The following is a 13,695-nucleotide window of genomic DNA, read 5'->3' as shown; positions in this document are numbered from 1 at the left end:
GGGGTAGAACTGGCGAAGCTGTCATGAAGTGCAAACTAAACCGTTTAGTTTAAAAACTGTCGGTGGAAGGATAAGATTGCCGTTAAATTATCGATTGCATGAAATACATTCAGGCGATCGCTGGAGTAAAAAGGTAATAGTTATGCTTAATAGAGAAGATATAACTCCAGTTGCATGTTTTAGGCAGCAGTCTCAATAGGCAAACGTTCATTCATATCCAGCTTGAAAGTACCGTAAGGATTAATATGTAACCAAATCAAAGGTGAAAGTGCCCGCAAGTCAAGTTTAGTCATTAATTTCATCCATTCGGGTTGTGACAAGACCTGCTGAATCATTAATGTATTAATATACACCAATGATATTTGGAGCAGATGTAAGGATAAAATAGCTAACTCCTGATCTTCTAAGCGATTAGTCGCTACTTCTCCACCCTTGCCATAAAAAATAAAGCTGTTAGCACTATTCCAATTTTCAACTACATTTAATCCTTCGTTAATTTCTCGACGCAGTTCGACTGAATGCAGATATTGACAGAGAAAAATGGTCTTGACAGCTTTCCCTAACTCACATAGTGCTTGATAAGTAGGGTGCAATAAATTCCCCCTAGTAAAACGCTTTAAAATAGCATCTGTTTCTGCCATTCCTAAGCGAAGTGCAGTGGCATACTTAATCATTTGGTCATATTGCTGACGAATTAAGTCCCAGTTGATTGTGCGAGTTAAGACAGGTTGTAAATTGGGATAATCACTGGCACTTCCATTGATGGGTAAATATAATTTTTGAACATTAATGCGTTTAATACGTGGCATCAGTTGAAAACCTAACAAATGGCAGAAAGCAAAAGCTACCTCACTTTGTCCATGACTATCCACAAAATTCTTCTCAACCTTCATCTGGGTACAATGGCGTAGTAAACCTTCAATCATGGCTGCCACTTCACTACTTGAACAGGTTTTTAACTGCGAGTAGATGCAGACAGAATTTTTTTCAACGTGCCAGTAAATCATCACACCGCGACCACCATAACGAATGTGCCATTCAGTCATCAGATTCTGATCCCAAGCACCAAATTTTTTGGAATCAGAAGCACAAGAAGATGTACCTTCTCCCCAAATATGCTTCAATCTGGCTTGAAAAATAGCATTTGCAACATTGGTAATAGCGTTGCGTAATTGTTGTTTTTGGATATAACAACGTTTGACGTGTAATAATTCCTGATAATTATTGCCCCCTATATCATCACTTAAACGCTTCAGTCCTGTATTTGTCCCCAAACCATATAAGCATAGTAACAAACGCTTTTGTAATAGTTCAGATTCTAAAACTTCTCTAGTTAAGACTGATTGAAAATGTCCAGTAAAATTGACACGTAAATCTGTTTCTTTCAGGATATCCAAGAGACTAGTCCTCGCCCATCGGCGATTAATTTCAGTCTTTAAGCGCCCTAAATTTATTGGCTCACTTTGAGGCGGTATAGGTGATAAAGAAATCTGAGATTTGACTTGATTTTTAATTAAGACATACTTATTTTTAGATAATCCTGATTCTAATTGCATCAGCGCTGACTGCATTTGCATCTGTAAATCAGTAATGAATTCTTCAACATCAGATGGTTGTTGTAGAGCTTGAAAATATGCGGCTCGTTGGGCTTCAAAGTCTGTTGGTAAATCTGATTCTGGGTTGCGGTAACGATAGGCTCCAACTACCCAAATTTCTTTACATCTGAGTTTGTCTCTTAATGCTTGAAGCACACTTAGTTCATAATTGATGCGATTTACCTTGAGATCACCATCACTACTTTTTTCCAAGATTAATTCTTGCCAGCCACTACGCAGCACTCCCTCAATAGGAATATCTTCTGTTATATCATAGTATCGCTGACTACTGTGAGCATATTTTTTGAGTAATAGGAGTGCTTGAATTACTGGACGATGAACATCATTATTTGAGCGAAATTCAAGCTGCTCTAAAATTAATGGTAAAATTCTTCGGTAATGTCTTCCATAAGAAGAGCGCATGACAGTATAAACTCGTTCGCGGTAAACATTACCTGTTGATTTGTATTCTTTAACTAAATTTTTGAGAGTTGTTTCACCAACAATCGGGAAAATAACTTCTCTAATAACTCCATCAGGCTGTTGCAAAGAAGCCTCTGCCATTTGAAATAGTAAATTAGTCTTACCATTGACTTTTTTAAAATCTTGCAGCAATTCTTGGTCTACACGTTTTTCGGCTTTAGCTCCTATACGATGTACAATTTGAATAATTAACTCTACTAAGTTATCTATTATTTCTTGGCTTCTTACAAGGGCGAAAATAGCAACTAATGTATACCGAATTGGTTCTGGATGACGGCGTAAGTCTTTCGGATATTCAACAACTACACGTTGTTTATATTTTTGTAAAATTTTTGTTGGTATGGTAGTAAATAAATCAGGAGGTAAATCTAATTGACGCAAAATTGATAATTTTTCAATTGATTTTTGAAAACTTTCTACACCAATCCTTCCGGGGTCTAATTTTAATTCATTCCAGATCGATAACTGTGAGGAATCAACATCTAACTGAGTTACTTCTTCATCAGATTGATTTTCAAGGGGATGAGGTTTGAATAAATTATCTATCTGTTCTTTAGTTCGGCTAGATAACTGTGCAACAGTTTTTTGAAAAAAGTTCTCCTCAAAACTATGAAGAGCAGAGCGAGTAATACGTTCTAAGCGATTGAGCGTTGGCGGCTCAATTTTTAATTCTCGTAAACGATCAAAAGCTGCACTTTTAAGTTGTTCAAATTTTAATTCATAAATCAACGCTTGTTCTGTTAACCAATTAACTAATTCTTCAGCATCATTGATAGTAGCTTCTCGAAATCCAAAAAGTTCTCTAATTTTCTTGCGGTAATATTTTACTGACCGTCCTTGCCAATTACAGTCTTGGTAAACACTAGGAGTAATACTGAGTTGTTGTGTTACGTAGTTAACAACTACAGCCGGAATTTCATGGTCTGATTCGGGAAATTTTGCTTCCATCTGGAAAAACTTGAGCAATAAAGCAAAAATCAAACGATTTTGAGGATTTTTGTGCGCTAATAGCTCTAATTCCTTTGGTAACAGCGTCCAGTACTCTAGTAGTTCTTCTGGTTGCCAGTTTCGTTTCATCATCCCTCACTTTCTTAGTACAGAGTAGATACTCTACTCTGTACTGCAACAATTAACTCTAGTCAATATATGTATTGGTAAATTTATTACTCAGAAATATTCCTTAACTTTTATATACTTTTATATACTTTTTTTAAATTCTCTAAAGCAGACTTTGCTACTATTTCTGCTCTCGCACTAGTTACTTTTTGGTAGCGGAGAGTTGTTTGAATGTTTTCATGTCCCATCAGCGCCCGTAATTCTTCAATTCCCATCAATCCCACCCGCTCAGTGGCAAAGGTATGGCGGAGATCATGCAGCCTAATCCCTTTTAATTTCTGGCTTTGGTCAATTATTTCTCGCCAGTCTGCCGTTACTGCCTCATAACTTACTGGTGTTACAACTTTAGTCGTTGGATGTTGAGCGGTGAATAATGCTGTTGAACCTGGATGACGATAATATTTTATATAGTTTTTTAAAGCAATTTCTGCATCTTCACTATAAAAGCACCAGCGTTTTTTGTTGCCTTTACCCACTACCTGAAATTTACGTTGTTCCTGAAAAATTTGTGCCAGTTCCAGTCCAAGTAATTCTCCAATTCTAGCTCCACTTCGATGCAGCAAGCGGACTATCGTCTCAAGTCTAGCATTAGATTTTTTTAACAAATCATACAAAATATCTAATTCTTGAGACGTGAGGTAGCGTATTATCTCGTCTGTATTGTGTTCTCCCCGTTCTCGATTTGGTTTCCTCAGACTCAGACGGCTAACTGGGTTTGATTGAATGTAGCCAGATTCAACAGCAAAATTCAACAGAGCGCTGATTATTGCTTGGTGACGATTATGAGTCGTGTATTTTAGTTCATCTAACCGAGCTAAGTAGTCTTTCAGCAGTTGACGGTCTACTAACTCTATAGGTAAGGAGCCATGCTCTTTCAGCAAAGATAGTAGTGTTAGCTCGTAAGATTTAAGTGTACTAGCAGCTAATCCTTGTCGAGAAAGGAAAGCTGTAGCAACTTGTGCTAATGTAGTTGTCACGTTTCACCTCTTTATCTAATTAAAAGTACTGCTATTCATTTAAAATATGCACTTATATAAAATAATTAATTATATACTTTACTACATATTAAAAGCATGGACAATACCCCCCAACCCCAAGAAACGCTGTCCCAGTACGTTAAAAGAATACGCACAAGCCTTTCATTAAGTCAAAATGATTTGGCAACTAAGGCAGGCATTCATCTTCAAAGTTTAGGTAAGATTGAACGAGGCATGACTACCAAGCTCAATAGTAAAAGCCAGCGTGGATTAGCTCGCGCATTGCAGGTTCCATCTGAGTACCTTGATGCAGTCATCCGGGGTGTACCCATGTCTGCAACCGATGTCCTCAAATTTTGCCCCGACTGCTGGACTCCCGGAACAACTCTTGAAGAAATCTGGTTATTGCCGCGATCGCAGTTTTGTTTCTTGTGCGGTACGGCATTACGTAATAGTTGTGCTAAGTGTAACGAACCTATTACGTCATTGAAATTTCGGTTTTGTCCTTACTGTGGCTTTCCATATAAAGCTTCTATTAGTTCTGAATCTCAAAGCCAGCCCCTTTAATATTAGTATTATTTACTACTTGTCTCTTTCATTATTCAAACTAAACTTTACCGCTTTACTGAACTAAACTGTTTAGTTTGCATTTGGTGACAGCTTCGCCAGCTCTACCCCTAGTTCCCCGTAGGAATGCACCGTTACGTTGACCTTGTTGATTTCGCATGACAAAAACAGCATTTTGTTGCTGATCAGCGTAAACTAGCCCCTGGTTATGAAGCATTTGCACACAATCAGAGGGAATGCCACGAAATTGATTGAGGTAACGCTCAACGGCAGTCCAATTGCTTTTATCCTCAACAGGTGGGGTGAATTGGGGACGTGGTTCAGTCTGGATAATGTCAGCCGCCCTATTCTTAACGTGAGCGTTCGCCGCACGTTCTACGCCATCTGACCCAAATCGCTCATCTAACCAGACAACCGCCTGCCGGAAATTGCACTGATTAACGTGCATTACCAAATCAATCGCACCGCCTCCGCCTTTGGAGTGTTCGGGAGCAAAGTCATAGAATTTGGAGCCATCTATATTAATGATGTGTCCGTGACCCCGCCACCGCTCACGCTCGTAATTTAGCCCCAGTTCCCAAGCGACATCCTCTAAGGCCAAGTCGCGCAGAAGCTTTGTTTGTTCTTGCCAAAAAGCTACTTGTGCCTCTAACTCTTTGATGCGCTTGTCTTTGAGTTCATTTTCAAGCGCCTTTGCCTTGGCTGTAGCTTCCATCTGTTGTTTTTTGGCTTGCGCCCTATCCCGGTCAGCTGCTTTGGCTTGCAGTTGCAACTGGGTGAGGCTGCTATCTGGTTCTATGCCAGCATTAACAATGCTGTAAAAGTCCTTGATTTCCTGGTGTTGCGCCCTACTGCCCTTAATGCCACGCTCTAACCCCAGATGTTGTGTAGCCTCGGAGTAGGAATCTTGAAACTGCCTCATCTTCTGACGACCGTCGAAGAAGTGCTTGGCCCTCAGTTGCCCTTTTTCATCAAGGGGGACAAAGTAAGCGTGAATGTGTGGGGTGGCTTCATCTAAATGTAATTCTGCCCTGATAATGCGTGAGCCGTACCGTGAATCTAACCATTGTTTGGATGCAGAAAGCCAGGAGTCAACAGCAAAATTCCTATGTTGAGTTACCCAGGATTAAACGCAAGAGTAATTCATGGGAGGGGAAGGTGATTGATTATTTATTGAACCATCCTTCTAATAGATCAGCGACTGAATTTTCAATTGAGGCGATAACAGCTTTTTGGTTGGCGGAAGCGTTAGAGGGTCAAGTCAATCAGCCGGAATTACAGAAAGCTTGTTGGTCTGCGATTGAGAAATTAGAAGCAAAACTTGCCACAATTAGAAGAATAGGTGGAATAGAAAAATTACATAAAGACTACACAACAGTTCTAAGTCCTTCTGCTTCAACTGTAAATCCCACTACAAAGACTAATGAGAACTCCAGGGAGTTCTCAAATGACTTGCACCTGTCCACTGATGATGATGAGGATGATGATGATGATGATGATGATGATGTTGTTTGGATAGATATAAAACCTTCGGAGGAAATGAAACAGATAAACAGACTGTTTGGTATTGAGTAGTAGTTGAAAAAAGTACATTAACTAAAGAAAAATCATCTCCTGTGATGTGGACTGGGTTAAATTCAAGAAAGAATTTTTGAAACATAATTGCAACACATCATGATTACGCATTGTCAATAAGCTGGGTCTTATTGACAATAAAAAATGCTCCTCAAAGTGGCTGTAATTTAGACTGGATAAGAGTTACAGAAGATTTTCTTCAAAAACAGTGGACGGCCAAACTATCAAAAACTGGTCATTTCTGTCCTTTTGGACGGCCGTTGACAGGTGGGCATTTGTCAACAGAGCATGACAATTGAGTAAGGTTGGCGCTCACTGGACGGCCAAAAGGACAAAAAACCACTGTTTCTGTCCTTTTGGACGGCCAAAAATATTAGTGTCGGATGAGACTGAATTAGTACGGTTAAACTACACTAAGTCCACGGGTTTATAAGTGTTTAGTGTAGTTGTTGCGTTAGACGAGTTTCTGTTAACGCTAAATATATAGAATGACTCCTGAACTCACAGTGGAAATTTCAGATTCACTTACTGAAGAAGTTGATCGATTGAGCGGGATTTTTGAAGCACATTTGCAACACAAACGTATTATGCATTCTCAATAATTTTAGAGTTATTGAGAATGAGTAAGTTTGATAAAAATGGCTAAAAGCTTTCTGGAGTAAGTATTAGAGGGCAATTTTTCAAAAAAACGATGTGCAAAATAGCAGACATTTTGTAGTGAATAGTCAAAGTTCCTTGACAGCTATAACGGTTAAAAGCGTGTATAAGCTGTGCAAAATAGCAGACATTTTGTATATGAATAGGGGTTTTAGGTGCAAAATGTCTGCTATTTGTAACTGTGATTAATCAGACAATTTCACTACTTAAAACAAGTTTCATCTCTATTAACTTAGTAGAGATTGTAAAATGAACAATTCCTGACTAGGCATCAAAGAAAAATAATCGAATGTTAGCGTGGCAGGTTAAGCTCTAGAAATAATTTTTGAAGCACAATTGCAACATAAATGTATTATAGATTCTCAATAATTTTGAAGTTATTGAGAATAAAACAGGCGTTCAAAATTTGCTGTAAGTCATAGTCAGTAAGCATTACGACAGAAAATTTCTCGAAAAGTCTTATGCACAACTGGTAGCAGTAGGGCCACCGTATTGCTACCAGTTGGGGAATCATCAAATTTTCAACAACTCGCTTTTTTACTACTCAACTGGTAGCTGTGTGTCACCAGTTGAGCTACCCAACAGCTACCACTTGGGCAAGGTATTTAGAACTACTATTTCAATACTGATAAAATACATAAAACCTATGTAATAAGTGGTGTTTACAGCAAGCTTTGGTGTAACTCACAAGTGGAGTGCAGTTTTCATACTACAAAAGTAGTTATTGAGTATTATTTGTTGACGTTGGTTCAAAGTTTTTAATTTTGGTTCAAAAAATCTGTTAAAACTTTTTGGCGTACTGTGCGTAAGTGAGGGTCAGGAATTTTTGGCGGAAAAATCAGGGAGGTAAATTAGGTTTTTGGGGTCGAAATCCTTTTTATTACCTTATGTTTACCTTGTAAATGCCTTGGAGATGCCATTGCAGTACCTTATTTTTGGCAAAAAAGAGGTATTTTGTAAAAAACGGTGATTTTCAGTGTTGAAGGTGCAAATAAATCCTTATATTTGCCATTGGAATACCATTGAAATGCCATTGCAAAACCTTCTTTTTGACATTTTGAGAGAATCCTTGTAAATACCTTATAAATGCCTTTCGAGTTAATTAATGCTTAGAGTGCAAACTTTTTCTGAAGCCCTGATAAAATCAGGAGCGGGAAAAAAGTTCATTGATGATGAGCCAGGGGTAAGGTATGGAAGCCAAAAGCGAGGTAACAATAAAATTTAGCGGGTCACTGCCAACAGCTACACCAGCCGAGAATAAAAAAGTTGCAATCGAGTTGACTGACCAGAACGGTATAGTCTTCACCGCTCAAGTTAATGCCAAAAGTTGGCGCAAGGCTGAAACTAGCGCCTCGGAATTCGCAGACTGGGCTGGGGCTGTATCGGGCAAGCTTGGCGTGCGAACAGAAAACGGGTTTGAAATTATTGACGCTGGGATTCAGCTTTTTGAAAAGAAGGCGAAGGAGGTAAAGCCAGACGTGGGGGCTGCTGTAGCGGAAGCTGGCGTTTCTTCATAGACCTGTGTTTGCACTCACGAGTAAATTTCTACCTCTGCCATGAGCTATTGGCAGAGGTAGAAGCACTTTCAATCGCCTATTCCACGAAATCCTAAATTCGTGGAATTGTTATGGCTCGCAATTATAAATGCTCCGGCTTGCAAACAAGACATTCTCTGGCTCACATCATGGGTCTTGTCCACTTTTGGTGATCCTGTTGGGGGATATTAGTTTAGGCGATGACGCGGAACGCCCGCCGATAGCGATCGCAACAAGAGAAGATGAAATAATAACTATTACTCAGATTGAGCGATGGCACGAAGTGCCCGCCTTCATGCTTACGCAAAAATGCCTGAATGCTCCAAATTTTTCAATGACCAAAATGATTTTTCTCAATAAATATGAAGTTAACCCCAGATGCGTGGTGCGATTCATGAATTTTCTGTTAATAATCGAATCTTTTTCGTTAAAGCCACCACGCAAGCTGTATATCCCTACATACCGAACCACCTATACAGTAACCGGGGCAATGTATATATGCAAGAGCTACAGACAAGAGTTGTTTTATGGATTGCTCGAACAATTAATCCTCAGGTTTACGCTAACCGCGAGTTTAGTATTAACTTAGAGGAGCTACGTCAACTACCTCAAAGTACCCTCGGACATGAGGTTGCTCAGTTTCTCGATCAAAACGGCTTCAATCCCATAAATTCCGGAGATTGGATTCAGCGAACTCATGATGTCTGGCATGTTTTAACTGGGCTTCAGCCTTCAAAGCACGACGAATTCATGCTACAGGCATTTACACGTGCTCAAGTGTTTCGTCCCTCAAGTACAATACTGGTGTTAGTTGGACTACTAACTCGCCAGATTAATTTCACAAATATCCTCAAGGCATATAGGAGTGGCAAACTAGTTAAGCATTTGGTTGAATGTGACATTGAATCTGAGTGGCAAACTCCACTTGCTCAAGTCCGGCAAAAATTGGGGATTTTACCTTTAGATAGTCCTAAATAAGTTAGGAGCGAGGTAAGTTCTTCTACTCTACAGTCATCAGAAATCTACTAAAAAGCGTAAATGTTTCAATTTGTTTCATCTTCGACTGCCCCTAAAGCCTTCAGTGTAGCAATAGCCGCTTCAGTTAAACCTACAACACCAGTTACGTTCATCTGTTCGTAGGGTCTAACAGCTCTGAGAGTTCTTCGACAATTACCAGTCGTAATATCCCAAAATTTAATCGTCTCATCAAAGCTGCTACTAACTAGCGTTTTACTATCTGGACCAAAGACGACTGACGATACTAAATTAGTATGTCCCTGTAAAGTTTTTAGGCATTCACCCGTGCTAACATTCCAAAGCTTCACCGTTTTGTCCTCACTCCCAGTAGCAAGCATTTGACCATTTGGGCTAAAGGTAACTGACACTACTGAACTCACATGATCCTGCAAAGTCTTCAGGCACTTATTTGTACCAAAATCCCATAACTTAATAGTGTGGTCACTACTACTGGCAAAGGTTTGACCATCTTGACTAAAAGCAACAGACCACACTGAATTTTCGTGTGCGTGCAAAGTTTTTAGGCATTCACCCGTACTAACATCCCACAACCTCACCGTTCGGTCGTAGCTACCGCTAATTAGAATACCATTACTTGGATTGAAAGCAATAGCCCGTACCCCACCATCATGTCCTTGCAAGCTTTTGAGAAGCTGACCTGTACTAACGTCCCAAAGCCTTACTGTTTGATCTTCACTACTACTGGCAAGGATCTGACTATCCGGACTGAAAGCGACTGACCAGACCCAACTGCCATGCCCTAGCAAAGTCTTCAGACATTGACCAGTATTAGCATTCCACAATATTACAGTGCGATCGCAACCACTACTAGCAAGCATTTGACTATCAGGGCTAAAGGCAACAGATAATAAGCGACTGGTATGCCCTGGCAAAGTTTTTAAGCATTGACCAGTATTGGTATTCCATAGCATTACAGTCTGGTCTCCATTGCCACTGGCAAGCGTGTACCCATTGGGACATAAGGCAACGGAAAATACGGAATTTTTATAGCCTTTCAACGTTTTCAGGCATTGACCAGTATTGGCATTCCATAGCATTACAGTCTGGTCATCACTCCCACTAGCAAGCATTTGACCATCCGGACTATAGGCAACAGACCAGATTAAACCAGTGTGCCCCTGCAAAGTCCTCAAGCACTGACCCGTATGAATATCCCATAACTTCACTGTTTGGTCATAACTACAACTGGCAAGGGTTTGACCATCAAGGCTAAAGGCGGCTGAAACTATTGAATTTGTATGTCCCTGCAAGGTTTCTAGGCATTGACCTGTACTGGTATCCCACAACCTTACTGTTTGATCAAAACTACCACTGGCAATAATATCACCATTAGGGCTAAAAGCAAGTGCTGCCCGTATCCAAGCAGTATGCCCCCGCAAAATTTTCGAGCACTCACCCGTGTGAACATCCCACAATCTCACTGTTTGGTCATAACTGCCACTGGCAAGTAGTTGGCCATTAGGGCTAAATGCAACGGACCAAACTGAATCAGTGTGTCCCTGTAAAGTTTTTAGACATTGACCTGTCCTAACATCCCACAGCCTTATTGTTTTATCGACACTGCCGCTGGCAAAAATACTACCATTGGGGCTAAAGGTAATTGCTTCTACCTGGTCAGGTTCTTGCAATATTTTAAGGCATTCACCTGTACTGGTATTCCACAGCCTTGTCGTTTGGTCAATACTGCAACTGGCAAGGATGCTACTATCAGGACTAAAAGTGATGGACCAAGCCCAACTAGTATGCCCCTTGCAGACAAATAATTGTCTCCCGGTTGTGACTTGCCACAAGCGAATATTGCTATCAGAATCACTTGTAGCTAAAAGTTCTCCGTTTGGACTAAATGCTACTGAAAAAATACTACCTAAAGTTTCAGTAAAGGTAGACTTTGCTAAATCTGAGTAAGCAAAATTGACATGATGCAAATTTACATTCTGTAGGTATGCTTGCCAAATAGTTAAATGCGAGAAATCATAGCCAGTTAAATCAATATTGAGTTGCCGAAATAAATTAATAATATTTCCACCACCATATCCGCAAGAGATATCTTCTTTCAGTTTTGATAAAATTTTATTCAGTTTATATTCAACAATTTTTTTCGAGCTAAAAGTAGCGGTTAGTTCTTTTGCAATCGGCTCTAGAATCACACGCTCTTGTATTTTCCTAACGTAATCTTTCGTTTGAGCTTTGACAAGAGCATATTTTACTAAAAAATCTGTTTTTTCGTTAGCAATCTCTTCCCCAATTTGTTCTATTAGTTGTTTAGTGATATACTCCATTACAACAGGTTGTTGTGTAAACCCTTTTTGATTCTTTTCAAGCAACGAGCTTCGTTCTAAAGCTCCTAAACTGCTGAATAATCTCTGTTTTGATTTGATGGATAAAATGTCCTCTTTTAATTCCTGAAATGTAACTGGCTCTCGATTAATTGCTAGCCAATACATAATTTCTTTTTCTACATCTGATAGCCGATTAAATTGTCGTTTTAGCAAATCATCAATATCATCAAAACCGAGCTTTTCTTGCTTCAAAATCAAGATAAATTCGGAAATATCACTATTAAGTAAGTCTTGGATAGCAACAGCCGCGATCTTTAAAGCTAGAGGATTACCTCCGTAGTGGTCTCTGAGAATTTGCCATTCTGATTCGTCAGCCGAAAATGAACCCTTTACTTGAAATATTTCCTGTACTTCTGCTTTCTTCAAACCATTCAGTTTCAATGAATGAATAGGAATTTTTTCTCCTTCTAGTAATAAAATTTCTTTCGGCTTTTCTCGACTGGTTAGTATTACACAACTTTGATGATGTGTTTCTCCCACCCGTTTTAAAAGTTCAGCATAAGCTCCGACTCCCTCTGGATAACACTCAGTACTATTGCCACTCGGCAGAACTGTTTCAAAGTTGTCTAGTACTATTAAACAACGACGTTTGTGTAAACAGTCAATTAGTTTGGATATTTTACCATCTACAGATTTAGGTAAATCAGTTTTATCCTCATCATTTAGAAATTGAATGAGTTCTGACAAAACATCTTCAATAAGGGGCTGATTACGTAAAGAGCGCCAAATAATGTACTCAAACTGGTTCTGAATTTGCTGTGCAAGTTTGAAAGCTAGACTAGTCTTGCCAATTCCTCCCATGCCTAGTAAGGCCACTAGTCGGCAGCGCTCCTTCACAGTCCATTGCTCTAACGTGACTAGCTCTTGCGTACGTCCAGAGAAAACGGATACACCAACTGCCTCTCCCCAGTCTTGGCGTCTATTGGCAATCACCTCTTTGTGTCCCACAAAATTAAGAGCTTTGGAGGACACTTCCTCTACTTCTAGCCCTGAGTCAAGCGGTATAGGTGCTTGAAATTGTGCAACTGTCCCCAAATGCGATCGCGAAGTGTTGGAGGAGAATCGCCATTGCCGCTCTAGTGCTGTCTGAAAATTAGTTTTACTGACTTTTTCTCCTAATGCTTCCGAAAGTAGCTTCCATAACTTGGGGCCAACATCTTGCTGTAGGTAATCACTTGTATAACCATAAGCTTCTGCAATCTCGTGATACTTCCAACCTTGCCAAGAACCCCGGAGTATTGCCACTTCAATATCTTTTAAATGTCTTTCTGTCTTGGCAACAACTGATATATCTACCAGTTTGAGTACTTCTTCAAATTCCATTGTTTAATGCTGCCTCTTATATTAAGACTGCATTAATCTACAAACTGACATTACAGCTTTCCAGATTATCTCACCAAGTATATTTGCAGAAATGAGATACTGCTATCATCGCTTAGTATGTAGCAAAAGTTACTTTTTGGCTTCCTCAAAATTTTCCTAACATTTTCTTAGCTAGCCTGACTTAAACTTACTTTTCCAGCGTAATCGCTCTAACAAAACTCCTTAGCTTATCCCTATCGAATGTTTTTGATTTATAGGGGAACCTACTAATAACAGTTTGAGAGCAGGCTTAATCCTGTAACAAAACTGGGACTGAAAGGCAGACGAACAAATGTGAAGGTATTACCATGACGAACTCAACAAATAGACCGACTGCAGAATTCTCTAGGAGGGAAGGCGCTCCAATTGAGCGCGAGTTGATCGTAATTGCAAGACGTGAAGCTGGATTACGAGCAACAAGGGAGGGGGTTGCATCTGTCGAAGGAGCAGA

8 protein-coding genes are annotated in these 13,695 nt (G+C 39.7%); 4 read left to right on the top strand and 4 right to left on the bottom strand.

Annotation, left to right across the window (positions count from 1 at the left end):
• Window positions 1-179: 179 nt before the first annotated feature.
• The gene (locus CDC33_RS37295) at window positions 180-3,155 is read right to left on the bottom strand and encodes a Tn3 family transposase (RefSeq protein ID WP_109013089.1); all 2,976 of its coding nucleotides are present in this window, start codon (window positions 3,153-3,155) and stop codon (window positions 180-182) included.
• Window positions 3,156-3,265: 110 nt separating this feature from the next.
• Entirely contained in the window at window positions 3,266-4,171 is a 906-nt protein-coding gene (locus CDC33_RS37290) for a tyrosine-type recombinase/integrase (RefSeq protein WP_109013090.1), read from the bottom strand.
• A gap of 96 nt (window positions 4,172-4,267) precedes the next feature.
• On the opposite strand from CDC33_RS37290, the gene CDC33_RS37285 reads away from it, so the two are divergent.
• The gene (locus CDC33_RS37285; protein WP_109013091.1) at window positions 4,268-4,738 is read left to right on the top strand and encodes a double zinc ribbon domain-containing protein; all 471 of its coding nucleotides are present in this window, start codon (window positions 4,268-4,270) and stop codon (window positions 4,736-4,738) included.
• 55 nt (window positions 4,739-4,793) lie between these two features.
• Here CDC33_RS37285 and CDC33_RS37280 read toward each other — a convergent pair whose 3' ends face one another.
• Window positions 4,794-5,777 (bottom strand): plasmid recombination protein, encoded by a 984-nt coding sequence (locus CDC33_RS37280; RefSeq protein WP_280524486.1) that lies wholly within the window; start codon window positions 5,775-5,777, stop codon window positions 4,794-4,796.
• Between the two features lie 14 nt (window positions 5,778-5,791).
• On the opposite strand from CDC33_RS37280, the gene CDC33_RS37275 reads away from it, so the two are divergent.
• The 3 genes from CDC33_RS37275 to CDC33_RS37265 all read left to right on the top strand — a co-directional run bounded on the left by CDC33_RS37275 (window position 5,792) and on the right by CDC33_RS37265 (window position 9,483).
• A complete protein-coding gene (locus CDC33_RS37275) occupies window positions 5,792-6,313 on the top strand; it encodes a hypothetical protein (protein ID WP_109013560.1) in 522 nt (173 codons plus the stop codon).
• A 1,847-nt stretch (window positions 6,314-8,160) separates the two neighbouring features.
• Complete coding sequence (locus CDC33_RS37270) at window positions 8,161-8,487, top strand: hypothetical protein (RefSeq protein WP_109013559.1); 327 nt, start codon at window positions 8,161-8,163, stop codon at window positions 8,485-8,487.
• A 516-nt stretch (window positions 8,488-9,003) separates the two neighbouring features.
• Window positions 9,004-9,483, top strand: a complete 480-nt coding sequence (locus CDC33_RS37265) for a Coq4 family protein (RefSeq protein ID WP_109013563.1) — start codon at window positions 9,004-9,006, stop codon at window positions 9,481-9,483.
• A gap of 65 nt (window positions 9,484-9,548) precedes the next feature.
• Here CDC33_RS37265 and CDC33_RS37260 read toward each other — a convergent pair whose 3' ends face one another.
• A complete protein-coding gene (locus CDC33_RS37260; RefSeq protein WP_109013558.1) occupies window positions 9,549-13,205 on the bottom strand; it encodes a WD40 domain-containing protein in 3,657 nt (1,218 codons plus the stop codon).
• Window positions 13,206-13,695: the final 490 nt, after the last annotated feature.

It is taken from the genome of Nostoc commune NIES-4072, from assembly GCF_003113895.1.
GTDB classification, from domain to species: Bacteria; Cyanobacteriota; Cyanobacteriia; order Cyanobacteriales; family Nostocaceae; genus Nostoc; species Nostoc commune.
Note: the sequence above shows the minus strand (reverse complement) of the source record. Positions and strands in the feature narration are given on the sequence as shown.

Coding starts and splice junctions, on each gene's coding strand:
- CDC33_RS37285 (WP_109013091.1), top strand. CDS start 4,268: ATGGACAATACCCCCCAACCCCAAGAAACGCTGTCCCAGTACGTTAAA.
- CDC33_RS37295 (WP_109013089.1), bottom strand. CDS start 3,155: ATGAAACGAAACTGGCAACCAGAAGAACTACTAGAGTACTGGACGCTG.
- CDC33_RS37260 (WP_109013558.1), bottom strand. CDS start 13,205: ATGGAATTTGAAGAAGTACTCAAACTGGTAGATATATCAGTTGTTGCC.
- CDC33_RS37270 (WP_109013559.1), top strand. CDS start 8,161: ATGGAAGCCAAAAGCGAGGTAACAATAAAATTTAGCGGGTCACTGCCA.
- CDC33_RS37265 (WP_109013563.1), top strand. CDS start 9,004: ATGCAAGAGCTACAGACAAGAGTTGTTTTATGGATTGCTCGAACAATT.